This is a genomic window from Rhodovibrio sodomensis (assembly GCF_016583645.1).
GTDB lineage: Bacteria > Pseudomonadota > Alphaproteobacteria > Kiloniellales > Rhodovibrionaceae > Rhodovibrio > Rhodovibrio sodomensis.
This window is the reverse complement of sequence record NZ_NRRL01000016.1, coordinates 26987-53822: the sequence shown is the minus strand read 5'-3', so window position 1 is coordinate 53822 and position 26836 is coordinate 26987. Positions and strand designations below refer to the sequence as shown.

General features: G+C 69.0%; 27 protein-coding genes and 1 riboswitch. Of the genes, 11 read left to right on the top strand and 16 right to left on the bottom strand.

Annotated features, from left to right (window positions below):
- Positions 1-79: 79 nt before the first annotated feature.
- From CKO28_RS08760 to CKO28_RS08705, 12 genes are all read right to left on the bottom strand, one after another.
- Positions 80-283, bottom strand: coding sequence for a YnbE family lipoprotein (locus CKO28_RS08760; RefSeq protein WP_338050086.1), 204 nt, complete (start codon positions 281-283; stop codon positions 80-82).
- Positions 284-393: 110 nt separating this feature from the next.
- Entirely contained in the window at positions 394-3300 is a 2907-nt protein-coding gene (locus tag CKO28_RS08755; protein WP_200340257.1) for an intermembrane phospholipid transport protein YdbH family protein, read from the bottom strand.
- 224 nt (positions 3301-3524) lie between these two features.
- On the bottom strand, positions 3525-4319 hold the full coding sequence (locus tag CKO28_RS08750) for an FAD binding domain-containing protein (RefSeq protein ID WP_200340256.1): 795 nt from the start codon (positions 4317-4319) through the stop codon (positions 3525-3527).
- 16 nt (positions 4320-4335) lie between these two features.
- Positions 4336-6699 (bottom strand): xanthine dehydrogenase family protein molybdopterin-binding subunit, encoded by a 2364-nt coding sequence (locus tag CKO28_RS08745; protein WP_200340255.1) that lies wholly within the window; start codon positions 6697-6699, stop codon positions 4336-4338.
- A gap of 4 nt (positions 6700-6703) precedes the next feature.
- A complete protein-coding gene (locus tag CKO28_RS08740; RefSeq protein ID WP_200340254.1) occupies positions 6704-7171 on the bottom strand; it encodes a (2Fe-2S)-binding protein in 468 nt (155 codons plus the stop codon).
- A gap of 244 nt (positions 7172-7415) precedes the next feature.
- Complete coding sequence (locus CKO28_RS08735) at positions 7416-8171, bottom strand: SRPBCC family protein (RefSeq protein ID WP_200340253.1); 756 nt, start codon at positions 8169-8171, stop codon at positions 7416-7418.
- A gap of 184 nt (positions 8172-8355) precedes the next feature.
- Positions 8356-9204 (bottom strand): ABC transporter ATP-binding protein, encoded by an 849-nt coding sequence (locus CKO28_RS08730; protein WP_200340252.1) that lies wholly within the window; start codon positions 9202-9204, stop codon positions 8356-8358.
- Positions 9205-9216: 12 nt separating this feature from the next.
- Positions 9217-9960, bottom strand: a complete 744-nt coding sequence (locus tag CKO28_RS08725; protein WP_200340273.1) for an ABC transporter ATP-binding protein — start codon at positions 9958-9960, stop codon at positions 9217-9219.
- The gene (locus tag CKO28_RS08720; protein WP_200340251.1) at positions 9957-11057 is read right to left on the bottom strand and encodes a branched-chain amino acid ABC transporter permease; all 1101 of its coding nucleotides are present in this window, start codon (positions 11055-11057) and stop codon (positions 9957-9959) included. Before CKO28_RS08720 ends, CKO28_RS08725 begins: the two co-directional genes overlap by 4 nt.
- Positions 11054-11956 carry a branched-chain amino acid ABC transporter permease gene (locus tag CKO28_RS08715; protein WP_200340250.1) on the bottom strand — a complete coding sequence of 301 codons (903 nt, stop codon included), beginning with the start codon at positions 11954-11956 and terminating at the stop codon, positions 11054-11056. The genes CKO28_RS08720 and CKO28_RS08715 overlap by 4 nt, the downstream gene beginning before the upstream one ends.
- A 180-nt stretch (positions 11957-12136) precedes the next feature.
- On the bottom strand, positions 12137-13381 hold the full coding sequence (locus CKO28_RS08710) for an amino acid ABC transporter substrate-binding protein (protein ID WP_200340249.1): 1245 nt from the start codon (positions 13379-13381) through the stop codon (positions 12137-12139).
- Between the two features lie 249 nt (positions 13382-13630).
- On the bottom strand, positions 13631-14287 hold the full coding sequence (locus CKO28_RS08705; RefSeq protein ID WP_200340248.1) for a LuxR C-terminal-related transcriptional regulator: 657 nt from the start codon (positions 14285-14287) through the stop codon (positions 13631-13633).
- 338 nt (positions 14288-14625) lie between these two features.
- Here CKO28_RS08705 and CKO28_RS08700 point away from each other — a divergent pair, with 338 nt between their 5' ends.
- From CKO28_RS08700 to mnhG, 7 genes are read left to right on the top strand one after another with little or no spacing between them, the layout of a single operon-like run.
- The gene (locus CKO28_RS08700; RefSeq protein ID WP_207168779.1) at positions 14626-17007 is read left to right on the top strand and encodes a putative monovalent cation/H+ antiporter subunit A; all 2382 of its coding nucleotides are present in this window, start codon (positions 14626-14628) and stop codon (positions 17005-17007) included.
- Positions 17004-17423, top strand: coding sequence for a Na+/H+ antiporter subunit B (locus CKO28_RS08695; protein ID WP_200340246.1), 420 nt, complete (start codon positions 17004-17006; stop codon positions 17421-17423). Before CKO28_RS08700 ends, CKO28_RS08695 begins: the two co-directional genes overlap by 4 nt.
- A gap of 1 nt (position 17424) precedes the next feature.
- A complete protein-coding gene (locus CKO28_RS08690; protein ID WP_200340245.1) occupies positions 17425-17856 on the top strand; it encodes a Na+/H+ antiporter subunit C in 432 nt (143 codons plus the stop codon).
- Positions 17853-19382 carry a Na+/H+ antiporter subunit D gene (locus CKO28_RS08685; RefSeq protein WP_200340244.1) on the top strand — a complete coding sequence of 510 codons (1530 nt, stop codon included), beginning with the start codon at positions 17853-17855 and terminating at the stop codon, positions 19380-19382. Before CKO28_RS08690 ends, CKO28_RS08685 begins: the two co-directional genes overlap by 4 nt.
- The gene (locus CKO28_RS08680) at positions 19379-19924 is read left to right on the top strand and encodes a Na+/H+ antiporter subunit E (RefSeq protein WP_200340243.1); all 546 of its coding nucleotides are present in this window, start codon (positions 19379-19381) and stop codon (positions 19922-19924) included. The genes CKO28_RS08685 and CKO28_RS08680 overlap by 4 nt, the downstream gene beginning before the upstream one ends.
- Positions 19921-20256, top strand: coding sequence for an MrpF/PhaF family protein (locus CKO28_RS08675; RefSeq protein WP_200340242.1), 336 nt, complete (start codon positions 19921-19923; stop codon positions 20254-20256). Before CKO28_RS08680 ends, CKO28_RS08675 begins: the two co-directional genes overlap by 4 nt.
- Before the next feature lie 3 nt (positions 20257-20259).
- Positions 20260-20661 carry a monovalent cation/H(+) antiporter subunit G gene (gene mnhG, locus CKO28_RS08670; RefSeq protein ID WP_200340241.1) on the top strand — a complete coding sequence of 134 codons (402 nt, stop codon included), beginning with the start codon at positions 20260-20262 and terminating at the stop codon, positions 20659-20661.
- 4 nt (positions 20662-20665) lie between these two features.
- Here mnhG and CKO28_RS08665 read toward each other — a convergent pair whose 3' ends face one another.
- Both CKO28_RS08665 and CKO28_RS08660 read right to left on the bottom strand, forming a co-directional pair.
- Positions 20666-21424, bottom strand: coding sequence for an ABC transporter permease (locus CKO28_RS08665; RefSeq protein ID WP_200340240.1), 759 nt, complete (start codon positions 21422-21424; stop codon positions 20666-20668).
- Positions 21417-22262 (bottom strand): ABC transporter ATP-binding protein, encoded by an 846-nt coding sequence (locus CKO28_RS08660; protein ID WP_242480439.1) that lies wholly within the window; start codon positions 22260-22262, stop codon positions 21417-21419. Before CKO28_RS08660 ends, CKO28_RS08665 begins: the two co-directional genes overlap by 8 nt.
- Positions 22252-22369, bottom strand: a riboswitch (TPP riboswitch). (Overlaps the previous gene by 11 nt.)
- Positions 22370-22405: 36 nt before the next feature.
- On the opposite strand from CKO28_RS08660, the gene CKO28_RS08655 reads away from it, so the two are divergent.
- Complete coding sequence (locus CKO28_RS08655; protein WP_242480438.1) at positions 22406-23599, top strand: acetoin utilization protein AcuC; 1194 nt, start codon at positions 22406-22408, stop codon at positions 23597-23599.
- 31 nt (positions 23600-23630) lie between these two features.
- The gene (locus tag CKO28_RS08650; protein WP_200340239.1) at positions 23631-24092 is read left to right on the top strand and encodes a DUF192 domain-containing protein; all 462 of its coding nucleotides are present in this window, start codon (positions 23631-23633) and stop codon (positions 24090-24092) included.
- Positions 24093-24149: 57 nt separating this feature from the next.
- On the opposite strand, the gene CKO28_RS08645 is transcribed toward CKO28_RS08650, so the two are convergent.
- Together CKO28_RS08645 and CKO28_RS08640 are read right to left on the bottom strand one after the other, a co-directional pair.
- On the bottom strand, positions 24150-24797 hold the full coding sequence (locus CKO28_RS08645) for a uracil-DNA glycosylase (protein WP_200340238.1): 648 nt from the start codon (positions 24795-24797) through the stop codon (positions 24150-24152).
- 19 nt (positions 24798-24816) lie between these two features.
- The gene (locus CKO28_RS08640; RefSeq protein ID WP_200340237.1) at positions 24817-25434 is read right to left on the bottom strand and encodes a LabA-like NYN domain-containing protein; all 618 of its coding nucleotides are present in this window, start codon (positions 25432-25434) and stop codon (positions 24817-24819) included.
- Positions 25435-25596: 162 nt separating this feature from the next.
- On the opposite strand from CKO28_RS08640, the gene folK reads away from it, so the two are divergent.
- Positions 25597-26115: a 2-amino-4-hydroxy-6-hydroxymethyldihydropteridine diphosphokinase gene (gene folK / locus CKO28_RS08635; RefSeq protein ID WP_200340236.1), complete on the top strand. Its 519-nt coding sequence runs from the start codon at positions 25597-25599 to the stop codon at positions 26113-26115.
- A 73-nt stretch (positions 26116-26188) separates the two neighbouring features.
- Positions 26189-26653, top strand: a complete 465-nt coding sequence (gene rpoZ / locus CKO28_RS08630) for a DNA-directed RNA polymerase subunit omega (RefSeq protein WP_200340235.1) — start codon at positions 26189-26191, stop codon at positions 26651-26653.
- Positions 26654-26836 lie beyond the last annotated feature (183 nt).

The following is a 26836-nucleotide window of genomic DNA, read 5'->3' as shown; positions in this document are numbered from 1 at the left end:
GATGCGTCGCCCCGCGGCGCGCGACCGGGCGTGCTCTTGCGCGTGCTCGACGGCGACGGGACGGGCGAAGCGCCCACGGCTAGAAGATATCCGGATTCTTCTGGATGTCCTCTTCCGCCTTCTCCTCCAGCTTCACCCGCACCTCGGCGTCGAGCTTGACGTTGAGGTTGATGGTGATCGGCTTGTCGGGCGCTTGGACCTTGACGGTCGGCTGACAGGCCGCGAGCAGCAGGCCGGCGGCGACCAGCGGGGCAGCACAGGTTGTTGGCCAGGGAATGCGCACGGGCAACTATCTCCAAATTCACATGCAAATATGATTTCAGATAAGACCGTCTCCGGCAAGAGCCTACGCCTGCGGGGCGGGTCGAGACAAATGCGAAACCGCGCGCACGGCTACTGGATCTGGACATCGCCCGCCCCGCGGTTCTCCAGCGCGCGCTGCAGCAGGTCGGTGGTCAGGCGCCGGCCGGTCTGCAGCGCCGCCAGGATCGGCTCGAGGTCGCCGGTCAGATCGATGTTGAACTTGAACGGATAGCCGTCGAGCACGTCCGGATTGTTGCCCTGCATGGTGATGCCAAGCGCAAGGTTCCCGGTCTTCGGGCGGGTCACCGTCAGCGACAGCACATCGTAATGGAAGTCCTGCAGGGCGCGCACCATCAGGCCGACCGATTGGCCCTGGCCGGCCAGTGTGTCCTGCGCCGCGCCGAACTCGAGCTGGATCCGTCCGTTGTCGACGGCGGCGAGCTTGCCCCGGTCGATCTGCAGGCCGCCGGGTCCGAACCGCAGCGGAATCTCGCCGGCCAGCGTGCCATCGGCCCGCAGGCCTTCGACCTCGAGAAGCCCGACCAGCTTGCTCATCGAGACGTCACGAACCTGAACGGTCACGCGATTGGTCTTGGCACCCAGCCGTAGCTCGGCGTCGCGCACGAACACGTCGCCTCCGGCCAGCGTGCCGCCGGCGCGGGCCAGCCGCAGCACCGGCGCGCCGCCCTCCGGACTGTCGACGTCGAACACGATCTCGACGTTCTCGAGCGGCACCCCTGCGGTAACGGCGTCGGCGGTCAGGCGCTGGTTCGCCGGCGTGTCCGGCGGTGTCAGGCTGTCGAAGAACACGGTGCCGGTCAGGCCGCTGACCGTCACGGCGTCGGCCGTGAAGCCGAGGTCGGTGGCCGCCAGTGTCGCCGAACTGGTCAGTCCGGCCGGCGTCCAGGCGAGTTCGCCGCGCATACCCAACTGGCCTTCGGCATTGCGCACCCGGGCGCCAAGCCAAGGCGAGATCCGGCCCGGCTGCAGGCCTTCGGGCACGAAACGGGCGTTGACCGGGCCGATCGTCGCCTGACCGTTGCGCGCGTCTGCGTCGGTGCGCGCGGCGAACGGCAGGCGGATAGCCGTGCCCTTGACGATCTGCTGGCCGACCACGCGCCAGCCCTGGTCGCCGGTCGCGTGCAACTGCATCCACACCAGGCTGGGCGCGAGCGCTGCGGGGTCGCCGCCGTGGGTCAGATGGCCCAGGGTGATCAGGGCGACCGGGTTGCCGTAGCCCTGCTTGAACTCGGCGGAGACCTCGCGCGCGGCGATCCGTTCGCCCGGGATCTTCAGCGTCCCGCCGTCGAACCCGACGCGCGCCTTGAGCGGTGTCAGGCTCTCCAGCGCGAACGAGATCGGCCCAGGCGCGAAATGGGCGGTGAGATCGCCGGCGTCGCGGCGCAGCAACGTGGCGTCGAGCGTCCCGGGCGCGACCCGAAACGACGCCTGCACCTGTCCGGCCGCGGCGGTCGCTTCCAGCCCGGTGACCGTGAGCTTGACCGGCGTGTCCAGGACCACCGGCCGGGTGTCCGGCACATCGCGCATGGTCACCGTTGCGGCGTCCGACAGCGTAAGCCGGGTGCCCGCCGCCGTGGCACGGACGGCGAGCGGCGCGGCCACGCGGATGCCGTCGACCCGCTGGGCGCCGGCGACGATCGAGATGCCGTCGGCGTGCAGCGTCCCGTCGAGCGTCAGGCCGCCCGGCTTGATGGTTGCCTGGCCGGTAAAGCTGGCACGGTCGAGCCGGTGCGGACCGTAGGCGAGGCGGCGGGCCTGCGCCTCCAGGCGGTCGACGCGGGCGACCTGCAAGCCGAACCCGCGGGCCAGAGTACCGGTCGCCGCCGCGCGCACGCGCAACTCGGCTTCGTCCATCTGCGCACCCCCGGCCAGCAGGCTGGCCCGGCCGTTCCAACGCCAGGCCGCGCCGTCCGGCGTCCCGGACGCCGCGTCGACAGCGTGCAGTTCCAGGACTTCGTGCCCGCCGGTCCAGGGGGTCAGCGCCACGGTCCGGAACCGGGCGAGCATTTGCGCTGCGTCCTGCGGCAGACCAAGCTCGGTGAGGCGCGCGGCCTGCACCCCGTCGGTGCTGAGGGTCGCCGGGTCAACCAGGCGCGCCACGAGGGCACCGTCCGAAACCGCCAGATGGACCTTGCTGCGCGCCGCCACGCCGTGCGCCAGCCCGGGCAGCTCCAGCCGCTCGACCGACAGCTGCAGGGCAAGCCGGGAGGCCGGGCGGACCAGATTGTCGAGCGTGAGCGCGCTGCCGGGCGCCGGGAACTGCAGCTCGCCGGTCAGCGAGAAATCGAGCGTGCCGCCGGCCGGCCGATGCGCCAGCGCGTCCGGCCAGGGCAGGCGGGCCAGTTCGCTGCGCCCGGTCACCTCCACGAACAGCCGCGGTTCCAATCCAAGCTGGCGGGCATCGAGGCTGACATCGGCGGTGGTGTGCGGGGTGCGCACCTGACCGTGCAGCGTGGCGCGGGTCTCGCCGTCGCGCCGGTCGATCCGGCCGCTCAGCGACATCTGCACCGTGGCCCGCGCACCGCGCACCTCGACCGCGGCGTTGCGCAGCAGCACGGTCGGCACAGGTTCGGGCAGGCGCGGCACGGTCGCCGGGCCGGCCGCGGCCTCGGCCGGGCCCGACGGCAATGCGCCCAGGAGGCCGCCGAGCGGCTGATCCGCCGTTAAATCGACCGTGACCTGCGGACCGTCGACCTCCAGCCGCTCGATGCGGCCGTCCAGCAGGCCGCTCAGGGTGTAGACGACGGCGATCCGGGCGGCCTCGGGCGCGCCCGGGCCCAAATCGACGTCGGTCAGCTCCAGGCGTTCGTGCGTCAGCCGCGCGACCGTCATCTGAGCATTGGGAAAGCCGCGACGCTCCAGCAGCTCGCGCGCCGCCAGCTCCGCGATCTCGGTCCGGGCGAGCAATAGCGCCCCGATCGCGAGCCCAACGACGGTCAGAACCGACAGCGGCAGCCAAAGCAGCCAGCGGCGCATGAGGGGCGGCTTCGTGGTTGCGGGGTTCGTGTGCGCGTTCGCGCGTGCCTGAGAGAGTGTGACGCGCGCCCCGCCCGGACGCAAACGCCCCGGGCCCCACGCGCGCGGCGCGGGACCCGGGCCGGTTGCCGGGGCTTGCCCTCAAACTAAGCAGTCAGAATGAAATTCAGCCTGAAGGCCGCTATGGCCTTCAGGCATTTCGCTCTCGACAAGATTTATCCGGATCAGCCGGCGGCCTGCACTGCCCGCTTGGCCATCACGGTGACCAGGTGGGCCCGGTAATCCGCGCTGGCATGCAGGTCGGTGTTGAAATCGTCCGCCGCGACCTTGATGTCCTTGATCGCATCGGCCGACCAGTTCGAGTTCAGCGCCTGCTCCATTTCCGGGACCCGGAACACACATGGGCCGGCCCCCGTGATTGCCACCCGGACGCCCTGCTCGGTCGACGCCACGAAGGCGCCGACGATCGCATAGCGCGAGGCCGGGTTGTGGAACTTGGCGTAGGCGCTCTTCTTCGGCACCGGGAAGGCGACCTCCTTGATCAGCTCGCCCTCGTCGAGCGCGGTCTCGAACAGGCCGAGGAAGAAGTCGTCGGCCGGGATCTCGCGCTTGTTGGTCCGGACCGTCGCCCCCAGGCCGAGCACGGCGCCCGGATAGTCGGACGCCGGGTCGTTGTTGGCGAGCGAGCCGCCGATGGTGCCGCGGTTGCGCACCTGCGGATCGCCAATCTCGCCCGCCAGATGGGCGAGGCCGGGGATCTTGGCCTGCACGGTCTTGTCGTTGGCGACCGTATCATGCGGGGTCATCGCGCCGACGATGATCTGACCGCTGTCCTCCCGCACGCCCTTGAGCTCGGCGATGCCGGACAGGTCGACGAGCTGCGAGGGCGCGGCCAGCCGCTGCTTCATGGTCGGCAGCAGGGTCTGCCCGCCGGCAAGCAGCGAGGCCTCGTCGTCCTGAGAAAGGATCTGGGCAGCCTCGTCCAGGCTGGTCGGCCGGTGATAGTCGAACTGATACATGGCGTTTCTCGCCTCCCTATTCGGCCGCCGGGGCCAGGCGCTGCTGCGCCACCCGCCAGACCTTCTCGCGGGTCGCCGGCATCTGAATGTCCTCGGTGCCCAGCGCGTCGGTAATCGCGTTCATCAGGGCCGCCGGGGCGGCGATCGCGCCTGCCTCGCCGCAGCCCTTGGCCCCGACCGGATTGTGCGGGCACGGGGTTTCCGTCATGCCGACCCGGAAGGACGGCAGGTCGTCCGCGCGCGGCATCGTGTAGTCCTGGTAGGATCCGGTGACGAGCTGCCCGCTGTCGGGGTCGTAGACGGTGTTCTCCAACAGCGCCTGGCCGACGCCCTGGGCGATGCCGCCGTGCACCTGACCCTCGACGATCATCGGGTTGATCACCCGGCCGAAGTCGTCGACCGCGACCCAGTCGGCGATCTGGGTCTCGCCGGTGTCGGGATCGATCTCGACCTCGGCGATGTGCACGCCCGAGGGGTAGGTGAAGTTGGCGGGATCGTAGAACGCCGTTTCGTCCAGGCCGGGCTCGACGTCCTGCGGGAAGTCGTGCGGGACGTAGGCCGCGAAGGCGATCTCGCCGATCGACTTCTGCTTGTCGGTGCCGGCGACGCGGAAGGTGCCCTGGTCGAACTCGATGTCGTCGACCGAGGCTTCCAGCATGTGCGCGGCGATCTTCTTGCCCTTCTCGACGACCTTGTCGCAGGCGCGCAGGATCGCCGAGCCGCCGACCGCGAGCGAGCGCGAGCCGTAGGTGCCCATGCCCATCGGGATCCGGCCGGTATCGCCGTGCACGATGTCGACGTTGTTGTAGTCGGTGCCGAACTTGTCGGCGACCATCTGGGCGAACGTCGTCTCGTGGCCCTGGCCGTGGCTGTGGCTGCCGGTGAACACGGAGATCGAGCCGGTGGCGTTGAAGCGGACCTGCGCGCTCTCCCACAGGCCGACACCGGCGCCGAGCGCACCGACGACCTGCGACGGGGCGATGCCGCACGCCTCGATGTAGGCGGAGAAGCCGATCCCGCGCAGCTTGCCCCGGCGCTCGCTCTCCTGCCGGCGCTGGGCGAAGTTCCGGTAGTCGATCATCTTGAGCGCCTCGTCCAGCGCCAACTCGTACTGACCGCTGTCGTAGGTCAGCGCGACCGGCGTCTGGTACGGGAACTCGTCCGGCTGGACGAAGTTGCGCCGCCGGATTTCCGCGGGGTCGATGTTCAGGTCCCGGGCGCAGCGCTCGACCAGCCGCTCGACGACGTAGGTCGCCTCCGGCCGTCCGGCGCCGCGGTAGGCGTCCACCGGCGCGGTGTTGGTGAACACCGCCTTGACGTTGCCGTGGATCGCGGGCGTCTTGTACTGCCCGGCGAGCAGCGTGCCGTAGAGGTAGGTCGGCACGGCCGTGGAGAAATTGGACAGGTACGCGCCCAGGTTGGCGATCGTATCGACGCGCATGCCAAGGAACTTGCCGTCCTTGTCCAGCGCCATCTCGGCGGTGGTGATGTGGTCGCGGCCGTGCGCGTCCGCCTGGAACGCCTCGGTCCGGGTGGCCACCCACTTGACCGGACGCCCGTCGAGCTTCTTCGACGCCCAGACGCAGGTTGTTTCCTCGGCGTAGCAGTAGATCTTGGAGCCGAAGCCGCCGCCCACGTCGGGCGCGACCACGCGCACCTTATGCTCCGGCAGGTTGAGCACGAAGGCGCACAGGATCAGCCGTAGCAGGTGCGGATTCTGGCTGGTCGAGTAGAGCGTATACTCGTCGCCGCCCGGATCGTACTCGCCGATCGCCGCGCGCGGCTCGATCGCGTTGGGGACCAAGCGGTTGTTGACCAGCTCGACCTTGGAGACGTGGTCCGCCTTGGCGAACGCGTCGTCGGTCGCCTGCTTGTCGCCGATCTCCCAGTCGAAGCACAGGTTGTCCGGCGCTTCTTCGTGGACCTGCGGACCGTTCAGCGCCTTGCCGGTCTCGACCACGGCGTCGAGCGGTTCGTAGTCGACCGCAACCAACTCCGCGGCGTCGCGTGCCTGGGCATCGGTCTCCGCGATCACGAACGCGACCTGATCGCCGACGTAGCGCACCTTGTCGCGCGCCAGCGGCCAGTGCGGCGGCGCCTTGTGCGGGTTGCCGTGCCGGTCGGTGACGGTCCAGCCGCAGGGCAGGGAGCCGACCCCGTCCGCCTCCATGTCCTTACCGGTGAACACCGCGACCACGCCGGGCGCCTGCTCGGCCTGGCTGGTGTCGACGCTCTTGATCTTCGCGTGCGCCATCTCGGAGCGGACGAACACGCCGTAAGCCTGGCCCTGGCGGTTGAAGTCGTCGGTATAGCGGCCGCGACCGGTCAGGAAGCGGTTGTCTTCCTTGCGCAGGACGCGCTGAGCACCTGTATCCGGCATGGCTTCAACCCCTCATTTCCTTGGCGGCGTGCTGAATCGCCTTGACGATGTTGTGGTAGCCGGTGCAGCGGCAGATGTTGCCCTCGAGCCACTCCCGAACCTCGTGCTCGTCCGGATCAGGGTTGCGCTGCACCAGATCGACCGCGCTCATCACCATGCCGGGGGTGCAGAAACCGCACTGCAGCCCGTGGTGCTCCTTGAACGCGGCCTGCATGGGGTGAAGCTCGCCGTTCTTGGCCAGCCCTTCGATCGTGGCGACCTCGCACCCGTCGGCCTGCATCGCCAGCATGGTGCAGGCCTTTTGCGAGGTGCCGTCGACATGGACGACGCAGGCGCCGCACTGGCTGGTGTCGCAGCCGACGTGGGTGCCGGTCAGATGCAATTCGTTGCGAATGAAATCCACGAGCAGCGTACGCGGGTCGACGTCGCGGCTGACCTGCTGCCCGTTCACCGTCATCGTCACGGTGGGCATGACGTTCCTCCCTCATGTGGCGCGGCCGGAACCGCGGCGAGGACCGCCGCAGGCCGGCGTTATTAGGTTGCTTCTTACCCGGTGCGCTGACCGGGAACCGGTTTAGCCCAGTTGAGAGTTTGCGAGCCGCCCGACTGCAGGTCAAGCGCACGCATGCGCGCGGCCGCCGCCCATCGTTCCCAGTCGAAATCATACGCCAACGCCCCTGCTGGGCGCCTACTGCTCGTCACCTACCGATGGGCGCCTACAGCGCGAAGATCGCCAGCAGCGCGATCACCACCGCGATCAGGCCCACGACCCAAACCGGGTAGGGGACGATCATCTTGTCGTCCCGGGTGCCGACGTCCTTGCCCTGCTGCTTCTGGGTCGCCTCGGTTCGGGCCTGTTGATCGGCCTGGGCGGTCTGGGCGTTTTCGCCGGCGGTCTCGGGATAGGTGCCGGCGGCCTGGGCGGCGGCGTGCGCCGCGTCGGATTCCGCCTTACTGGCGCCGGCCTCGGCGGTGCCGCCGCTGGGGGCGCTCTGCGCGCCCTCGGCCACGGCGGCATCCGCGGCCGCGCCTTCGCCGACCACCTGCTCGAACTTATCGAAGAACTGCTTGGCGTATTTATTCGCCGTCGACTGGATCAGCCGCTGGCCGAGTTGGGCGAGCTTGCCGCCGACCTGGGCGTCGACCTTGTAGGACAACTTGGTCTGGCTGGCGTCGATCTCCTCCAGCTTGACGTCCGCGCCACCCTTGGCGAAGCCGGCCGCGCCGCCGCTGCCCTCGCCGGAGATGGTATAGCTCTCCGGCGGGTTCAGGTTGGACAGCGTCACTTTGCCCGAGAAGCGCGAGTTCACCGGGCCCACCTTGGCCTTCACCTTGGCCGAGAACTCGTTTTCGTCGGACCGCTCGATCTCCTCGCAGCCCGGAATGCACTGTTTCAGGATTTCCGGGTCGTTGAGCGATTCCCAGACCTTCTGACGGTCGGCCTGAATGGTGTATTCGCCGGTCAGTTCCATGGCGCAGATCTCCTAACAGCGTGATGCGACCCCAGCGCAACCCGCGCGGCGATGGCGCGACCGCGTGGCGCGGCAGCCGGGTCGCGTATCAGGTTAACCGTGTTCCGCTGTACGCGCACAGCCCGGTGCGGCGCAAGCGCGCGGGCATTCCCCCTCGGCCGCCCCCGTTTCAGCCGCCCCCGTTTCAGCCGCCCAGGAACAGCTTGGCGACCTCGTCGTCGTCGAGCAGTTCGGTGCCCGGGCCCGCCATCGCGAGCTCGCCCGCAACCAGGACGTAGCCGATGTCGGCGAACTCCAGGCCCTTCTTGGCGTTCTGCTCGACCAGCAGGATGGTCTTCTGGTCGGTCTCCTTCAGGTCGGCCAGGATGCCGAAGACCATCTCGATGAAACGCGGCTCCAGCCCAATCGACGGCTCGTCGACCAGCAGCACGGACGGGTCCATCACCAGCGACCGGCTGATCTCCAGCAGCCGCCGTTCGCCGCCGGACAGCACGCCGGCGCGCTGGTTCTTCCGGTCGGCCAGGCGCGGGTACTTCTCGAACACCCGCTCGGCGGCCTGCTTGGCCTGCTTCCGGGTGTCCAGCAGGTAACCGCCCATCAGCAGGTTTTCCTCGACACTGAGGTCGGGGAACACCGAATTGTCCTGCAGGACATAGGCGATGCCCGCGCGCGCCAGCTTGTCCTTCGGCGATAGACGGGTGACGTCCTCACCCTGGACCTTCACCCGACCGTCGAACACGTTGGTGAAGCCGAAGACGGAGTGCAGGACGGTCGACTTGCCGGCTCCGTTCGGCCCGATCAGGCAGAGCGACTGCCCCGATCCCACCAACAGATCGAAATCGTGCAGGATCTCCATCTTGCCATAGCCGGCCGTCAGCCCCGCGACCTCCAGATGCGGCTCGCCGCGGCAGAGCTGGTTCAGCCGCGCCCGGTCGGGGGCGTTCTCCGACATCTGCTGGGCCTGCCGGGCGACCTCGTCGACGGACAGGGCGCTGGTCAGCCCGGCGCGCTCGGCGCTGCTGTGCTGCGCCATCGTGGGTCTCCCTTACTGGCCGCCCAGGTAGGCGTCGATCACCCGCGGGTCGTTACGCACCGTCTCGGGCGCGCCTTCGGCCAGCAGCTGGCCGTGCGCCAGGCAGTAGATGCGCTGGGCCAGCGACATGATCACGCGCATGTTGTGCTCGATCACCAGGAGCGTGATGCCGAGCTCGCGGTTGGCATAGACCAGGCGCTCCAAGAGGCCGTTGATCAGCGTCGGGTTGATCCCGGCGGTGGGCTCGTCGAGCAGCAGCATCTTGGGGTTGTTCATCAGCGCCATGGCGAACTCCAAGAGCTTCTGCTGGCCGAACGACAGTTCGCCCGCCTGCAGGTTGCGCTTGGCGTACAGGCCGACCAGCTCAAGCAGCTCGCCCGCTTCCCGGTAGTCCGCCTCGTCGAAATCGGCGAGCATGCTGCCCAGCGTCTCGTTCGCGTGCGGCCGGGAGATCAGCATGTTCTCCACGCAGGTCATCTGCTTGTAGATGCGGGTCTGCTGGAAGGTGCGCAGCAGCCCGCGCCGGGCGATGTGCGGCACGCGCAGGCGCGACAGCTCCTCGTCCCGGAACTTGATCGAGCCCCGATCGATCGGGTGGGCGCCCACGATCGAGTTGAACAGCGTCGTCTTGCCCGAGCCGTTCGGCCCGATGATGCCGGCGATCTCGCCGTCGGCGACCTGCAGGGAGATGTCATGGTTCGCCTGCACGCCGCCAAACGCCTTGGAGACGTTGTTGACCTCGAGCAGCGGGCTCATCGCGTGCCTCCCTGCTGGGCGGGGTCGGCGGCCGCCCCGGTCGCGCTTTCGTCGACCGTGTAGCCGAACTTCTCGGGCCACTTGTCGCGGATGTAGCCGACGATCCCCTTGGGGAAGAACACCACGATCAGCACGATCAGCAGGCCCAGCGCGACCCGCTGCCAGCCCAGCAGGTAGGTCCAGAACAGCTCCTGGGTGACGTGGAACACGGCCGCGCCCACGACCGGGCCCCAGAGCGTGCCCTTGCCGCCCAGCACCGTCATCAGGACCATCCAGACGCCGTAGGTGACGCCGGCGAAGGCGACCGTGCGGGGGTCGATGAAGCCAACGATGTTGCCCACGATGCCGCCAGCGAAGGCGGTGAAGAAGGCGCTGACGCACCACGCCACCGTCTTGTAGCGGGTGGTGTGCAGACCCATCGCCTCGGCCTTGTCCTCGTCGTCGCGGATGGCGTTGATGGCCAGGCCGAAGCGCCCCCGGCGCAGCCGCTTGAGGGTGAAGAAGGTCGCGACCGCCAGGATGAAGGCGAGATAGTAGAACACCGTGGTCCGGTCGATCCCGGCGGCGTCCGGATAGTTGGGCGGCACCATGCCCGACCCCGCCCCGATCCAGTCCCAGCCGGCGGCCAGCTCCGCCGCGGCGATGCCCAGGCCGAGCGTGCCGATCGCGAAGTAGTGCCCGCGCAGGCCCAGCATGCCCAGACCCAGGATACCCGCGAGCGCGACCGCCAGCAGCGCGCCCGCGAACATGCCCACGCCCAAGCCGACGAAGTACTGCGTCACCGTCAGGTCCAGCGCGAGCCCGCCCTTGGCGGCGGTGTAGGCGCCGACGTCGCCGTACAGGCCGACCTGCACGACCGAGGTGGCATACATGCCGACCCCGAAGAACACGATGTTGCCGAACGAGTTGTAGCCCATCTCGCCGCCCATCACGTTCCAGCAAAGCGCGATCACGACCAGCACCCAGAGGAACGCGAACTGGGTCACGTACGCGGGAAACACCAGCGGCGCGAGCAGCGAGACGATCAGCAGCGCGGTATAGCCGCCCGCTACGCGGGCTTTCGGCCCGGCGGCCGTGGCAAGTTGCGCGGCGCTCATCGCAGCACCTCCCGCCTGCGCTGAAGCTTCAGGTTGCGGGCCACCAGGATCACCACCAGCAGCAGGAAGACGAAGGCGTTCTGGAATTCCGCCCCCAGCGTAAACCCGGCGTACTGCTCGGCGATGCCGAGGCCGAAGGCCGAGGCGATCACGCCCGGCAGGTTGCCCAGCCCCGCGATCACCACGATGGTGAACGAGCGCACGGTGTAGATCAGGCCCTGGTAGGGGTGGATGGTGAAGGCCATCACCACGATCGCCCCGGCGGCCCCGCAGACGGCCGCGTTCAGGCCGTAGGTGAAGGCGTAGACCCGGTCGGTGTCGATCCCGAGGATCCGCGCGGCGCGGGCGTTCTGCGCGGTCGCGCGGATCGCCTGACCCATCCGCGAGGAGCGCATGAAAATCGTCAGCACGACCGCGATCACCCCGGCCAGCACGAAGCCCAGCACCTTGGTCTGGCTGATCGAGACCATCGAGTTGAAGAAGTACCAGCTGCCCAGGCCGCTCTCCAGCGTGCGCACGTCGGCGCCGAAGATCTGGTTCATCAGCTGCTGGAACAGGATCGACAGCCCGAAGGTCGCCAGGATCGAGGTGAACAGGTCCCGGTCGACGATCCGGAAGATGATCGTGTGGTAGGCCAGCCAGCCGATCGCGAACAGCGCGGCGGCCGCGACCGGGATCCCGAATAGGCTGGGCACGCCGCCCCACTGCGCTAGCGCGAAGGCGATGAATCCGCCCAGCATCACCCATTCGCCCTGGACGATGTTGATGATGTTCATGACGCCCCAGACGAGCGCCATGCCGTAGGCGGCGAGCGCGAAGATGCCGCCCAGCAGGACCCCCTCGATCACCAGCTGCAGGGCGAACGGCGGCGTCTCGATCAGCAGTTGGATGTTGTCCATGGCTCGCTTCCGGCGGTCGGGGCACCGTGGCACGGGCGCACGCGGCCTGTTCGAGCCGGCAGCCCAGGCACAACGGACGCCGTGACGGTGAACGGATCGGGACGAGAACCGGCCCGGCCGCACCCCCGCGCCAACGACGGCGGTGCGGCCGGGCCGGAGGTCATCGCCGAACCTTCGGGCTTAGCGCTCCGACCACTTGGGCATCGGGTAACGGACGTCCGCGTTGGCGTACTTGGTCGGTGCGACGACCTTATATTCGCCGTCCTGAACCTGGTAGAGGACCATGGGCTTGGCGATGTTCTTGCCGGTGTCGTCGAAGTTGATCGGCCCATAGAAGGTCATCATGTCGGTCTTCTGCAGCGCGTCGCGGACGGCCTTCTTGTTCAAGCTATCCGCGCGCTCGAAGGCGTTCTTGTAGACCAGGACCGCCGCCGCGGACTCCGCCGACTGGTAGGGCGGGGCATAGCCGTAGCGTTTCTTGAAGTCCTTGGCGAACTGGCTGGCCTCGCCGAAGTACTTGTCCGCGTACTTCAGCGACGGCGCCCACTGGCTGGCGCACAGCGTGTACTCGGCCTTGTCGCCGAACTTCTTGATGATCTGCGCGCTGTCGCAGTGAGTCATCGCCAGCATGGGCACGTTGACCCGCATCTCCGACATCTGCCGGATCGCCAGCGCCGCGCCCTTGGAGTGGCCGGAGACCACCAGCATGTCCGGCTTTGTGGCCTTCACCTTGATCAGGGTCGACGACATGTCGTTGATCTCCGGCGGGAGCTTGTCGTCGACCACCATCTCCATGCCGTATTCCTTGGCGTCGGCGAGCACGCCCGCGCGGATGTCCTGGCTGAACGGGTCGTTCTCGAACACCCCGGCGATGGTCATGTTGGACGGCTTCATGCCGTCCTTCCTGGCCAGCTCCGCGCGCAGGTCGACCGCGCTCGCCAGGTACTGCTCGGAGGTCGAGAGCACGGCGAACAGGTAGTCGTAGCCCTGCGTGAACAGCGAGCGGGAGGCACCGTTCGCCTCCACCATGGGCACGCCGTGTTCCTCCGTGACCGGGGCGATCGCCTTGGTCATGCCGGAGGAGTAGGGGCCGAGCACGAACTTCACGTCGTCCTGCTGGATCAGCCGCTCGGCGAGCTGCGCGCCGCGCGCCGGCGTGGACTCGTCGTCGTAGTACTTGACCTCGAGCTTGTAGGTCTTGTCGCCGACCTCGACGCCGCCCATCGAGTTGATCCGGTCGACGGCCATGTCGTAGCCCTTCTTGGTGTGGCCGCCGTTGGTCGAGTATTTGCCGGTGAGCGAGATCGCGGCGCCCAGCGTGATGGTGCCGTCGAATTGCGTGTCGTCGGCCGCCGTGGCGGGGACCGCGACCGCACAGGCGGCCAGGCCGGCAAGCCCGGCGGTTAGCTTGCGGAAAGCGCTCATATCGTGAACCTCCCCAGGTTCGTTTTCGCGTGTGGCGGGCGCGGGACGGCTTTTTACGCTCCGTCGCTGTTATTTGTGGGTGCCCACCAGCGGCTCCGTCGGCTCAAACGCGATGCCGGCCAATGGCATCGGGAACGGACCAGCATGGCGCGAGCTTACTGCCGTGCCGGCCCCGACGCAACCGAACGCCGGTTCACGGCTTGGGAAGCGCGTGGCGGCGGGGAAGCGAAATCCCGATCGGGGAAGCGGTTACGCGGGTTTGTTCATCCGGCTTGCGCAGAGCGCCACATCGACCCGGTTGCGCATGCCGAGCTGGCGGATGACCCGGTGGACGTAGATCCGGATGGTGCCTTCGCGCAGGCCCAGCGCCTCGGCGATGTCCCGGTTGGCGAAGCCCTGGCCGAGCAGTTCCATGACCTGCCGTTCACGCCGGGTCAGGCGCTGCACCCGGCGCTCCAGGTCCGGATCCGCCAGGCGCGGCGGCTGGCTCGACGGCGGCTGGTCGGCCGGCATGAACGCCCGCTCACCCGCGCGCACCCGCTGGATCACATCGGCGGTCGCTTCCGGCGCGGCGTCGAAATGGGTGTAGCCGAGCAGGCCAAGTGCGCGCGCATGCTGGGCAACGCTCATGTCGGGTTCGGGACTGGCCGCGATCAGGTGGGCGTGCGGATGCTCGCCGCGCAGTCGTTCGAGACCGTGGAAGTGGCGCGGCGTCGCGGCGCCGCAGACATAGACGACGGCGGCGCCCGGATCGGCGTGCAGACGCTCGGCCACCGCGGCCGGCGTGTCGGCGGCGACGACCTCGCCCGGCAACTGCATCTGCTCGAACACGTGCGTCCCGGCGGCGATACACCAAGCTAGGCCGCCCGTGACGACGATCGGCGGCTCGCGGTGGTCCAATGGCACCGTCCCAACTCTCCCAGATCAGAAGCCGCCCAAACGATCGGCGACCTTCCAATTTCGAATGCTCCAGTATGCAAGCGACCCTAGGCCAGCTGATAACTTAACGCATTACAAGTTTAAACTGATCGGGAAAGCATATTTTCGATCCAGGCGCGCCCAACCGGACCGGAAAGCCGCCGCGCCACGGCTGCAACCGTCGGGCGGCCGCCCTGCGCTGGACGCGTGGCCGGAATCACTTGCGTGCATGTCGCGGCGGTCAGTACGTTGCGGGCGCCAGGGGGCACGACAGTCCGCCGACGACATAACGACAACGGACCGAAGGGCGCGGCCGTCCGCCGATCATGATGTCATCTGCTGTCATATCCGGGTTCGTATTGGGTGCGCTGGCACCCTGGTTGACACGGGCCGTGGGCGCGCGCGTGCACTGGCTGCTGGCCGTCCTGCCGGCCGCGCTGTTCGCCTACTTCGCGCAATTCCTGCCGGTGATCGCGGCCGGCGAAAGCGTGCGCGTCGCCAGCGAGTGGGTGCCTGGTCTGGACGTCGCGCTTTCGTTCTACCTCGACGGGCTGAGCCTGATCTTCGCCCTGCTGATCACCGGGATCGGCACGTTCATCGTGCTCTACACCGGCGGCTATCTGCACGGGCACCAGCAGCTCGGCCGGTTCTTCCTCTATCTGCTCTCGTTCATGGGCTCGATGCTCGGGCTCGTGCTGGCGGACAACGTGATCACGCTGTTCGTCTTCTGGGAGCTGACGTCGATCACCTCGTTCCTGCTGATCGGCTTCAACCACACCGCGCCGAGGTCGCGCCGGGCGGCGCTGCAGGCGCTGGTGGTCACCGGCGGCGGCGGGCTGGCGTTGCTGGCGGGTCTGCTGATCATGGCCTCGGTGGCCGGCACCAGTGAGCTGTCGGAGATCCTGAGCAACCCGGAGGTGCTGACCTCCTCGGCGCTCTACGTGCCGATGACGATCCTGGTGCTGCTGGGCGCGTTCTCCAAGTCGGCGCAGTTCCCGCTGCATTTCTGGCTGCCCAACGCGATGGAAGCGCCGACACCGGTCAGCGCCTACCTGCACTCCTCGACCATGGTGAAGGCCGGCGTCTACCTGCTGGCACGGATGTCGCCCGGGCTCGGCGGGACCGAGTTGTGGTTCTACGCGCTGGTGATCTTCGGCGCGGCCACCATGCTGGTCGGCGGCTTCCTGGCGATGCGCCAGAGCGACCTGAAGCTGGTGCTCGCCTATACGACCGTGGCGGCCCTCGGCACGCTCACCATGCTGATCGGGCTGGGCGGCGAGTACGCCTTCAAGGCGATGGCGCTGTTCCTGATCACCCACGCCTTCTACAAGGGTGGACTGTTCATGGTCGCCGGGTCGATCGACCACGGCACCGGCACGCGCGACGCGCTGAGCCTGGGCGGGCTGGCGCGGCCGATGCCGGCGACCTTTGCGGTCGCCGTGCTGCTCGGCCTGTCGATGGCGGGGATCGTTCCGTTCGTTGGGTTCATCGCCAAGGAGGTGATGTACGAGGCGACCCTGCACATCGGCGCGACGGCGCTGATCCTGGTCACCGCCGCGGCCGTGCTGGGCAACGCCTTCAACGTGGTTGCCGCCGGGATCGTCGGCCTGCGCCCGTTCCTGAGCGCGCACAAGCCGACCCCCCACCACCCGCATGAGGCGCCGCCGTCGATGCTGATCGGCCCGATTGTCCTGGCCGCGCTCGGGGTGATCTGCGGCGTCGGCTTTCCGCTCACCTCCGAGTTCGTCGCGGCCCCGGTGATGGCCAGCCTGAACGGCCTGCCGGTCGCGGAGCAGGCGGCGGGCCTGTACCTCTGGCACGGCATCAAGCCGCCGCTGATCCTCTCCATCGTCACGCTCGCGCTGGGCGCGCTCGGCTTCGCGTTCTGGCCGCAGATGCGCGCCGGTATCGCCGCGATCCTGAAGGCGATCGGCTGGGGCCCGGATCGCGGCTACGACCAGGCGGTTTCCGGCCTGGAGCGCCTCGCCTACGCCGCCACCCGGGTGCAGCAGACCGGCTACCTGCGCCATTACCTGATGGCGACCTTCGTCGTGGTCGCCGCGTTCATGCTGGCGACCCTGTTCGCCGTCGGCGGGCTGCCGACCCAGTTCCGGGTCCCGACCGTCTATCTGACCGAAGTGATCGCGCTCGCGCTGCTGATCGGCGGCGCGGTCGTGGCGACGATCGTCTACAGCCGGGTCGCCGCGGTCGCCGCGATCGGGGTGGTGGGCTATGCGGTGGCGCTGTTGTTCCTGGTGTTCTCAGCCCCCGACCTCGCGTTCACGCAGTTCATGGTGGAGACGCTGACGGTCGTGATCCTGGTGCTGGTGCTGATGCGCGTACCGCTGGAGGTGAGCGCCTTCCGCGCCCGGGCGGGGCGGCTGCGCGACGCCGCGATCGCGATCGCGGTCGGCGCGTCGATCAGCCTGGTGCTGCTGACGACCGTGCAGGGCCCGCTCGATCTGCGGCTCAGCGAGTACTTCATCGAAAACTCGGTGCCCCTCGCCCACGGCCACAACATCGTCAACGTTATCCTGGTCGACTTCCGTGCGCTGGACACGCTGGGCGAGATCTTCGTGGTGACGATCGCCGGCCTGTCCTGCTTCGGCTTGGTGCGCCTGGCGCTGTCGCGGCGCAAGGCCGCGCGCGCGCAGCTTCAGCCGGCGCATCGCACGGCCGCGGCCGAGAGCCCGGGAGGTGACGCGTGAACTCGGTCATCCTGCATACCGCCACCCGGATATTGACCAGCCTGATCCTGATGTTCTCGATCTACATCCTGTACCGGGGCCACAACGAGCCGGGCGGCGGGTTCATCGGCGGGCTGATCGCGGCCAGCGGGATCATCCTCTATTCGGTCGCCTTCGGCAGCAGCTGGGCGCGCCACGGTCTGCGCGTCTCCGGCCTGTCGGTCGCCGGGGCGGGCCTGTTCTTCGCCGCGCTGTCGGGCGTGCTGTCGGGCATTCAGGGCCAGCCGTTCCTGACCGGCCTGTGGTACTTCCCCAAGCTCGGGATCGAGGCGAAGGTCGCGCTGTCGACGCCGCTGTTGTTCGACATCGGGGTCTACCTGGTCGTCGTGGGCGCCCTCACCACCATCGCGCTCGAGCTCGAGGAGGCGCGCGACTGACATGGAAAGCATCCTCGCCATCGCGGTCGGCATCCTGGTCGCCTGTGCGGTCTTCCTGATCCTGGCGCGCGACCTGATCCGGATCATGCTGGGCGTGTCGATCCTGTCGAACGCCGCCAACCTGCTGATCTTCACCAGCGGCCGGGTCACCCGCGATGCGCCGCCGATCGTGCCGGAGAACGTGGCCGTGCCCGAGGGCGTGATCGCCAACCCGCTGCCGCAGGCGCTGATCCTCACCGCGATCGTGATCGGCTTCTCGCTGCTCGCCTTCGCGCTGGTGCTGAGCTACCGCGCCTTCGCCACCATGCGCACGGTCGACGTCGATGCGATGCGCCTGGCGGAGCCGCCCTATCCGGGTCAGCAGGTGCCCAGCGGAGCGGCCGGGCGCCAGGCCGACCGTGATCCCGCGCGCCTGCCGGAGGTCGCGGAATGATCGCCTGGCTGCTGTTCTGGCCGGTCCTGATCCCGATCCTGACGGCCGCGCTGTGCCTGATCTTCTGGACCCGTCCGGACGTGCAGCGCACGCTGTCGCTGCTGGGCACCGCGGTGCTCGCGGCCGGTATCCTCGCGCTGTTCCGGGAGGTCTGGACCGGTGGCATCGTCTCGGTCCAGGCCGGCGACTGGCCGGCGCCGTTCGGCATCACCTTCGTCGCCGACACGCTGTCGGTCACGATGGCGGCGCTGACCGCGCTGATCGGACTCGGAGTCGCGGTCTACGCCCTGGGCGACATCGGGCACGTCCGGGAAAGCAACGGTTTCCACCCGCTGTTCCAGGCGCTGCTCGCCGGCGTGGGCGGCGCGTTCATGACCGGCGACATCTTCAACATGTATGTCTGGTTCGAGGTCATGGTGATCGCCTCGTTCGGGTTGATCACGCTCGGCGGCGAGCGCGAGCAGATCGACGGCGGCGTCAAGTACGTGCTGCTCAACCTGATCGCCACCACGCTGCTGCTGATGGCGATCGGCCTGCTGTACGGCGCGACCGGCACGCTCAACCTGGCGGACTTGGCGCAGGTGGTGCCGGGACACCCGGATCAGGGGCTGCTGACGGCGATCGCGGCGCTGTTCCTGCTCGCCTTCGCGATGAAGGCCGCGGTGTTCCCGCTCTACTTCTGGCTGCCGGCCAGCTACCACACGCCGGCTGCAGCGATCTCCGCGGTGTTCGCGGCGCTGTTGACCAAGGTCGGCGTCTACGCGCTGATCCGGGTGTTCTCGCTGGTGTTCACGCCAACCCATGAGTTCACCTATGCCGTGCTGCTGGTCGCCGGCATCGCCACCATGCTTGTGGGCGTACTGGGCGCGATCGCGCAGGACGACGTGCGCCGGGTGTTGTCGTTCAACCTGGTGAGCGGGATCGGCTTCATCCTGATCGGCGTTGGCCTGGGCACCGCGCTCGGCCTCGCCGGGGCGCTGTACTACACGGTCCACCACATCATCGTGATGTCCGCGCTGTTCATGGTCGCGGGCGTGGCTCAGCGGCTCGCCGGCGCGCCCGGGCTGAACGACCTGGGCGGGCTGTATCTGAAGCACCCCTGGATCGCGCTGCTGTTCTTCTTCGTCGCGATGTCGCTTGCCGGCGTGCCGCCCTTGTCCGGCTTCTGGCCGAAGGTGATCCTGGTTAAGGCCGCGCTCGCGACGGATGCCTATATCGTCGCCGCGGCCGCGCTGGTGACCGGGCTGTTGACGCTCTACTCGATGGCCAAGGTGTGGGCGCTCGCGTTCTGGAAAGCGCAGCCGGACCACGTCGTGGCCGCCGCCGGCCCCGGGATCCTGGAGACCGGCGAGATGAGCCGCGGCGAGCAGCGGCTGACGCTGCTGCCGGTCGCCGTGCTCGCGCTTGCGACGCTGCTGATCGGATTGTACGCCCAGCCGCTCCTGACCCTGTCGGAGCGGGCGGCGGACGAGTTGATCAACCACCAGCCTTACATCTCCACAGTGCTGGGCGGGGAGGGCGCATGAGCCATAATCCACCGCAGCAGAACGCCGTGAGCGACGCCGAGACCGTCGAGGTGCCGCGCACGGCCCAGCTCAACGTGTTCGCGCTGAACGTGGTGCTCGCGCTCGCCTGGTCGCTGACCACCGGCGCGTTCTCGCTGCTCAACCTCACGGTCGGCTTCGTGCTGGCGTACCTGGCGCTGTGGCTGCCCTGGAAGATGTGGGGCGACGACACCTACTTTCGGCGGCCGTGGCGGATCCTGCGGCTGATGCTGATATTCGTCTGGGAACTGATCGCCTCAGCCACCACCGTGGCGATGCTGGTGCTGACCCCTGGGCTCAAGTTCCGCTCGGCGATCCTGGCGGTGCCGCTGGACGTCAAGCACGACCTGGGCGTGACCCTGTTCGCCAACCTGATCTCGCTCACCCCCGGCACGCTGTCGCTCGACGTCTCGGACGACCGCGGCACCCTCTACGTCCACGCCATGGACACCGAGGAGGCCGAGGCAGAGAAGCGCGACATGAAGGAAACCTTCGAGGATCCGATCCGAAAGGCGCTGCAATGAACCCGTTCAGCGAAGTCACCAGCTTTCTGGACGGCGCGGTCGCGGTTGCCGTGGTGCTGATCGGCGTTTCGCTGCTGCTGACCTTCGTGCGCCTGATCAAGGGGCCGAGCCTGGCCGACCGGGTGGTCGCGCTGGACCTGCTGACGGTGCTGGCGATGGGCGTGATCGGGCTGCGCGTGATCGCCACCGGCGACGTCCTGTATCTCGAGATCGCGCTGGCGCTGGGGTTGGTCGCGTTCCTGGCGACCGTGTTCTTCGCCCGCCTGATCGAGACGCGCGGACGCGAGCTGGACCACGGCTACGACACGATGGACCGGTCGAAGGAGCGCTGAACCATGCATGGTGTGAGCGAGATCGTCGCCGGCGTGCTGATCCTGATCGGCTCGTTCTTCGTGTTCGTGGCCGCGATCGGAATTTTGCGGATGCCCGACGTCTACGTGCGCATGCACGCGGCGACCAAGGCCGGCACGCTCGGCTCCGGCCTGCTGCTGCTGGCGGTCGCGGTGCAGGCGGACGAGCTCGACGTGGTGCTGCGCGCGGTGGCGGCGGTGCTGTTCCTGATCGCCACGACGCCGGTCGCCGCACACCTGCTCGGCCGGGCGTCCTACATCTCCGGCGTGCCGCTGTGGCGCGGCACCAAGCTGGACGAGCTGCAGGGCAAGTACGACCGCGACACCCGCGCGCTCGCCGGCCGGCTGCCCGACGACGCCCCGCACGAGCCGGGGCGCCGGAGCTGAGGCGCTACCGCTCTTCCGCCTGCCAGGGCACGGCACGGCTGACCAGGCGGTCGACCGTGAAGTACAGGCCGACGGCGAACACCGCGAGCACGAACAGCGCGGCGAACATGAGGTCGACCTGCATGCGCGCGTTCGCGTGCAGCATCAGGTAGCCGAGGCCGGCGCTGGACCCGACCCATTCGCCGACGACCGCGCCGATCGGCGCCACCGCCGTCGCCACGCGCAGCCCGGAGCCGAGCGCGGGCAGGGCGGCCGGCACCCGCAGGTGCCAGAGGATACGCGCGCGCTTTCCGCCCATCGTCCGGGCGAGGTCGAGCCAGCCCGGTTCGGTCCGGCGCAGGCCGTCGAAGAAGGCGCTGGTGACCGGAAAATAGATGATCAAGGTCGCCATCACGACCTTGCTCGCCATGCCGTAGCCGAGCCAGACGACCAGGATCGGCGCCAGCGCGAACACCGGGATCGCCTGGCTGACCACCAGCACCGGCAGCAGCCAGCGGCGTATCGGCCGGAAGCTCGCGATCGCAAGCGCGCTGACCGTCCCCAGCAGCAGCCCCAGACCCAGACCGAGCAAAATCTCCGTAAACGTGACCCAGGCGTGGTTCGCCAGCTGCGGCCAACGGCTCAGCAGCGCTTCCCCGACCGCGAGCGGGCCCGGTAGGATGTAGGCGGGCGCCTGGCTCGCCCACTGCACCGCCTGCCAGATCGCCAGCAGCCCGGCCAGGATCGCGAACGGCCGCAGAACGCGGCGGACGGCTTCAGGCATCGCCGGCTTCCCGCTGCGCGCGTTTCGCCGCCGCCAGCCGGTCGAGCAGCGCGCCCTGACGGTCGGCGACCTGATCCGCCGGGCGCGGCGGAGCGCCGGGCGGCGCGGCCACGCTGTCGTCCAGCCGCGCCGGACGCCCGGCCAACACCCGGATGCTGTGGCCCAGGCGCAGCGCCTCCAGCGGATCGTGGGTGACCAGCAGCACCGTCCGCCCGGACAGCAGGTCGGCGGCGAGCGCCTGCAGTTCGTACCGGGTGATCGCGTCGAGTCCGGCGAACGGCTCGTCCATCAGGACGACCGGACGATCCTCCATCAGCGTGCGCGCCAACGCCACCCGCTGGCGCATGCCGCCGGAGAGCGCGCCGGGTCGCGCGTCGGCGGCCTCGGCGAGGCCGACGCGCTGCAACAGATCGTCCGCCCGCGCGCGCATCGCGCCGCTGACGGTTTCGCCGCGCAGGCGGGGGCCGAGCAGCAGGTTGGCGCGCGCCGACAGCCACGGCAGCAGCAGGTCCTGCTGGGCCATGTAGGCGATCCGGCCCTGCAGCGGCTGACCTTGATCGTCGCCGACGCGCCCGCCCGCGGCCTCCGCCAGGCCCGCGATCAGACGCAGCAGGCTGGTCTTGCCGACGCCGCTCGGGCCGAGCAGGCAGGTGATCTCGCCGCCGCGCAGGTCGAGATCGAGCCGGTCGAACAGCTGCACGCCGTCGAACGCAAGGTGGGCGCCGCGCACGCAAATGCCGGGCGCCTCAGACGCCCCGGCCGCGGCCGTGCGGCTCTTGGGAAAACGATAGACGCGGGCACCGCCATGGGCGCCCGCCGGCTGGTCGGACTGGGTCAACGCACGCTCCCTACGCCGGTGCTAACCGGATCAGGTTCGAAGGGGTCGTCCCGCCCGGTCGGGACCTCTCAGCCGCTTACGGGATCGCGGCTCCCCCGGTGAGGCCGGTTCGGCTTGCCGCGCGGTGCGCAGGCCTTACCATCATGACCGCCATGCACGACGCGTCACCGCTCCAACCTGTCGCCCCGAAGCCCGCCGGACAAGAGGCCGCCGCGCCGCGTTTCATCGGCAGCGAAATCTATCGCCATTCGAGCTACGGCGCGAAGCATCCGCTGTCGATCCCGCGGGTGTCGACCTGCATCGACCTGTGCCGGGCGATGGGCTGGCTGCCGGACGCGGTTTACCACGAAAGTCCGCGGGCGACGCCGGCGCAGCTGGCGCGCTTTCACGATCCCGGCTACATCGCCGCGGTCCAGGCCGCCGAGCTCACCCAGCGGGCGAGCGAGGATGTGCGTGTGCGTCACGACCTGGGCGCGCGCGGCAACCCGGTGTTTCCGGAAGTGTTCCGCCGGCCCGCCACGGCCGCGGGCGGCTCGATCCTGGCCGCGCGAATGCTGCTGGCGGGCGCCGGCAAGGTGCACAACCCGGCCGGCGGCACGCACCATGGCCGCCCAGACCGGGCGAGCGGCTTCTGCTACTTCAACGATCCCGTACTGGCGCTGCTGACGCTGCTCGACGGCGGGCTGACGCGGGTGCTCTACCTCGACACCGACGCGCACCACGCCGACGGGGTGCAGGACGCCTTGCACGGCGACCCGCGCGTCCTGATGATCTCGGTCCACGAGGACGGCCGCTGGCCGATGGCCGCGACCGCGGACGGCCGGGTCGCTGGGTCCGCTGGTGACACGGCGGGCGGATCGGCGCGCAACATCCCGGTGCCGCCGGACTTCAACGACGATGAGATGGCGTTCGTGCTGGAAGCCGCGATCCTGCCGCTGATCGACGGGTTCGAACCGGAGGCGATCGTCATCCAGGGCGGCTCGGACGCCTGCGCCGACGATCCGTTGAGCCGGCTCGGGCTGTCGAACGCCGCCCTGTGGCGGGTCGTGCGCTCGGTCATGGATCTCGCGCCGCGCACGCTGATGCTGGGTGGCGGCGGCTACAATCCCTGGTCGGTCGGGCGTACCTGGGCCGGCTTCTGGGCGGTGCTGAACGGCTACCCAATCCCCGACCGCGTGACACCGGCGGCCGAAGCGGTTTTGCGCGGCCTTTCTTGGCGGCATAGTCGGGGCCGGAACCCGCCCGAGTCCTGGTTCACCGCGCTCGCGGATCCGCCCCGGCGCGGGCCGCTGCGACAGGCCGTGCGCGACGCCGTCGCCACCGCGCTGGCGGCGTGAGCAACCGGCCGATATCACCGAGGAGACGCCCGTGCTGCGCGCCATCGCCTTTGCCGCCGCCGCGCTATTCGCGCTGACCGCGCCCGTGTCGGCTGTGACGTTCGAAACCGACAAACTCGCCATCGAGACTCCATCCGGCGAGGTGCACGAATTCACGGTCGAGCTTGCGCTCAACGACGCGCAGCGCGCCCGCGGCCTGATGTACCGGCGGGAGATGGCGGCCGACCACGGCATGCTGTTCCTGTACGACCGGATCGGCCTGCACTCGATGTGGATGGCCAACACCTACATCCCGCTCGACATGCTGTTCATCAAGCCGGACGGGGAGGTGGTGCACATCGCCGAGCGCACGGTGCCGCGGTCCAGGCGCCCGATCTCCGCCGGTCAGCGGGTCAAGGCCGTGCTGGAGTTGCGGGGCGGCACGACAGACCGGCTCGACATCCCGGTCGGCTCCACGGTACGGCACAAGGCGTTCGGCACGGCCGACCCATAGCGAAGAAGAGAGAGCAAGATTCAGCTGAAGAGGGATTCCGCCTTTCAGCCTCTTGCCCTAAGCGAGCTCGCGCGCCAGCCGGCCCAGCACCTCCTGGAACATCGCCGGCGTCAGGCGCCCGGTGTTGGTGTTATAGCGCGAGCAGTGGTAGCTGTCCGCCAGGATCAGTCCGTCGGGCAGGGCGTGCCAGGCGCCGTGGGCAAAACGGTAATGGCTCTGCCGCAGGCCGCGGGCCACCAGCAGGGTGTCGTGGGCGATCTTGCCCAGCGCCAGCACCGCGCGCAGGTGGCCCATCGCGGCGATCTCACCCTCCAGGAAAGCTGCCCGGCAGGTCTTGATCTCCTCCGTCGTCGGCTTGTTTTCCGGCGGCACGCACTTGACCGCGTTGGTGATCCGGCAGTCGATCAGCTCCAGCCCGTCGCCCGGGTCGGCGCGGAATGTCCCGCGCGCGAACCCGACATCGACCAGCGTCGGGTACAGCAGGTCGCCCGCCCAGTCGCCGGTGAACGGCCGGCCGGTCCGGTTCGCCCCCTTCAGGCCCGGGGCCAGACCGACCACCAGCAGCTGCGCGTCCAGGCCGCCGAACGACGGCACCGGCGCGTTCAGGAAGTCGGGATGCCGTGCGCGATTGTGGGCGCGGAAATCGGCCAAACGCGGGCAGCGCTGGCAATCGGCCGGGGGCTCCGGCGGCTGGACGGCGGTCATGTCGGCGCTGCGGCGCGGGTCAGCGGTTGTAATCGTCATCATCGCCCGCCGGCGCGTCGCCGGTGTCGCGCGGCGGCCGGTTGCGGCGCCGCTCGTCGGGCGGGGAGGTGTGGATCCGCTCGATGTCCTGGCGCAGGGTCTCCAGGTCGATGAAGGTGTCCGCCGCGCGCCGCAGCTCGTCCGCGATCATCGGCGGCGAGGTCCGGATGGTGGAGACGATCGTGGTCCGCACCGCCTTGCGCTGGACGGCCTCGACCAGACGGCGGAAGTCGCCGTCGCCGGAAAACAGCACGACATGGTCGAGGTAATTGGAGATCTCGAGCATGTCGATCGCAAGCTCGATATCCATATTGCCCTTGGTCTTGCGCCGGCCCGATGAGTCCGTGAACTCCTTGGTCGGCTTGGTCACCATCGTGTAGCCGTTGTAGTCGAGCCAATCGACCAGTGGGCGGATCGGGGAGTATTCCTGATCCTCGACCAGCGCGGTGTAGTAGAACGCGCGCACCAGCCGGCTTTCGTTGGCAAACAATTCCAACAGCCGCCGGTAATCGATGTCGAACCCTAGCGCCCGGGCGGTCTGGTACAGATTGGCGCCATCGATAAACAGTGCGGTACGTTCTGATTGATAAAAGTGCATCGAAGAATCCTCAAGCAGCAAGGGGTTTTCACGAACACGCCCGGCGCGCTACGCGGACGGAGTCCCAGTCGGGTGCGTCAATGCGGCACCTCCACTTGACTGCCTAGCTGGATTGGCCATGCCACGCAAGACACAGGCAAGCTTCAGTCGGACACGTTCACGATGATGTCGTATGTCGCGCTCGGCGCCAATCTGCCGTCCGACCGGTTCGGGCCGCCGCGGGCCACGCTGCACGCGGCGATCGCGCAGTTGCGCCAGCGCGGGCTCACGGTCGGCGCACGCTCCAGCTGGTACGCGAGCGCGCCCGTGCCGGCGAGCGATCAACCGTGGTTCATCAACGCCGTCGTCCGCCTGGACGACGTGCTGGAGCCCGCGTGGCTGCTGGAGACGCTGCACGCGTTGGAGGCCGCGCTCGGGCGGGTGCGGTCGGTGCGCAACGCGCCGCGCGCGGTCGACCTGGACCTGATCGATGCCGGCGGCCGCGTCAGTGCCCCCGACGACTGGCCGGTCCTGCCGCACCCGCGGCTGCACGCGCGGGCGTTCGTGCTGATGCCGCTCAAGGAAGTCGCGCCGGACTGGCGTGATCCGCGCAGCGGAACGCACATCGATGCGCTGCTCGCGGCCCTGCCGCCCGGGCAGACCTGCCGCCGGGCGGCGGACGGCGAGCCGCCGGAGTCTTGAAACACGCGGGCGCGCCGCCTATAACCCGCGCACGAGCTTTTCCGAACATCCTGGTCCAGGAGACAGCGACGCCATGGCGCGCGTGACCGTCGAAGACTGCATTATCCGCATTCCCAACCGCTTCCAGCTGGTGATGATGGCCGCCCAACGGGCGCGCAACATTTCCGCGGGCTCGCAGCTGACGGTCGACCGTGACCGCGACAAGAACCCCGTGGTCTCGTTGCGCGAGATCGCCGACGGCACGATCGGCCTGGACGAGCTTGAGGACAGCCTGATCCAGAGCCAGCAGAAATACGCCGCGCGCGAGGATCAGGACGAGGACGTGCCCGAGTTCGATGCGCTGGAGGGCGAACTCGAGGCGAGTGCGCAGATGGCCGAGGACCTGCGGCCGGCCGGCGCCGAATCCGCCTCCGAGGGCGCGGGCGCACCGGGCGACGGCGGAGAGTCCGAAGGCGAGGGCGTGTCGCTCGAGGAAATGCGCGAGCAGGAGGCTGAGAACGACGCCGGCGCGGACCCGGTCGACGACCAGCAGGCGTAGCGTCCAGCGCCGCCGCCCGCGCCGACCTGCGCGTCGCCGGCACGGCAGACGCGCACGGCTGACGGCGGGACACGCCATGGGCTTCGCGGCACCGCTGCGGAGCCCTTTTTCGTGGACGGCCGGGGGATAGCGGCCGTTGGTCACGGCGTGCACGGCTTGGAGCGTGTGGCCATCGCCCGTACA

Excerpts from the sequence above, each read along its gene's own strand:
- CKO28_RS08680 (WP_200340243.1), top strand. The coding sequence starts at position 19,379 with ATGAGCCATAATCCACCGCAGCAGAACGCCGTGAGCGACGCCGAGACC.
- CKO28_RS08655 (WP_242480438.1), top strand. The coding sequence starts at position 22,406 with ATGACCGCCATGCACGACGCGTCACCGCTCCAACCTGTCGCCCCGAAG.
- CKO28_RS08730 (WP_200340252.1), bottom strand. The coding sequence starts at position 9,204 with ATGGCGCAGCACAGCAGCGCCGAGCGCGCCGGGCTGACCAGCGCCCTG.
- CKO28_RS08665 (WP_200340240.1), bottom strand. The coding sequence starts at position 21,424 with ATGCCTGAAGCCGTCCGCCGCGTTCTGCGGCCGTTCGCGATCCTGGCC.
- rpoZ (WP_200340235.1), top strand. The coding sequence starts at position 26,189 with ATGGCGCGCGTGACCGTCGAAGACTGCATTATCCGCATTCCCAACCGC.
- CKO28_RS08755 (WP_200340257.1), bottom strand. The coding sequence starts at position 3,300 with ATGCGCCGCTGGCTGCTTTGGCTGCCGCTGTCGGTTCTGACCGTCGTT.
- CKO28_RS08675 (WP_200340242.1), top strand. The coding sequence starts at position 19,921 with ATGAACCCGTTCAGCGAAGTCACCAGCTTTCTGGACGGCGCGGTCGCG.
- CKO28_RS08700 (WP_207168779.1), top strand. The coding sequence starts at position 14,626 with ATGATGTCATCTGCTGTCATATCCGGGTTCGTATTGGGTGCGCTGGCA.
- CKO28_RS08685 (WP_200340244.1), top strand. The coding sequence starts at position 17,853 with ATGATCGCCTGGCTGCTGTTCTGGCCGGTCCTGATCCCGATCCTGACG.
- CKO28_RS08745 (WP_200340255.1), bottom strand. The coding sequence starts at position 6,699 with ATGCCGGATACAGGTGCTCAGCGCGTCCTGCGCAAGGAAGACAACCGC.
- CKO28_RS08645 (WP_200340238.1), bottom strand. The coding sequence starts at position 24,797 with ATGACCGCCGTCCAGCCGCCGGAGCCCCCGGCCGATTGCCAGCGCTGC.
- CKO28_RS08720 (WP_200340251.1), bottom strand. The coding sequence starts at position 11,057 with ATGAGCGCCGCGCAACTTGCCACGGCCGCCGGGCCGAAAGCCCGCGTA.
- CKO28_RS08725 (WP_200340273.1), bottom strand. The coding sequence starts at position 9,960 with ATGAGCCCGCTGCTCGAGGTCAACAACGTCTCCAAGGCGTTTGGCGGC.
- CKO28_RS08735 (WP_200340253.1), bottom strand. The coding sequence starts at position 8,171 with ATGGAACTGACCGGCGAATACACCATTCAGGCCGACCGTCAGAAGGTC.
- CKO28_RS08740 (WP_200340254.1), bottom strand. The coding sequence starts at position 7,171 with ATGCCCACCGTGACGATGACGGTGAACGGGCAGCAGGTCAGCCGCGAC.
- CKO28_RS08640 (WP_200340237.1), bottom strand. The coding sequence starts at position 25,434 with ATGCACTTTTATCAATCAGAACGTACCGCACTGTTTATCGATGGCGCC.
- CKO28_RS08715 (WP_200340250.1), bottom strand. The coding sequence starts at position 11,956 with ATGGACAACATCCAACTGCTGATCGAGACGCCGCCGTTCGCCCTGCAG.
- CKO28_RS08710 (WP_200340249.1), bottom strand. The coding sequence starts at position 13,381 with ATGAGCGCTTTCCGCAAGCTAACCGCCGGGCTTGCCGGCCTGGCCGCC.
- CKO28_RS08750 (WP_200340256.1), bottom strand. The coding sequence starts at position 4,319 with ATGTATCAGTTCGACTATCACCGGCCGACCAGCCTGGACGAGGCTGCC.
- CKO28_RS08690 (WP_200340245.1), top strand. The coding sequence starts at position 17,425 with ATGGAAAGCATCCTCGCCATCGCGGTCGGCATCCTGGTCGCCTGTGCG.
- mnhG (WP_200340241.1), top strand. The coding sequence starts at position 20,260 with ATGCATGGTGTGAGCGAGATCGTCGCCGGCGTGCTGATCCTGATCGGC.
- folK (WP_200340236.1), top strand. The coding sequence starts at position 25,597 with ATGATGTCGTATGTCGCGCTCGGCGCCAATCTGCCGTCCGACCGGTTC.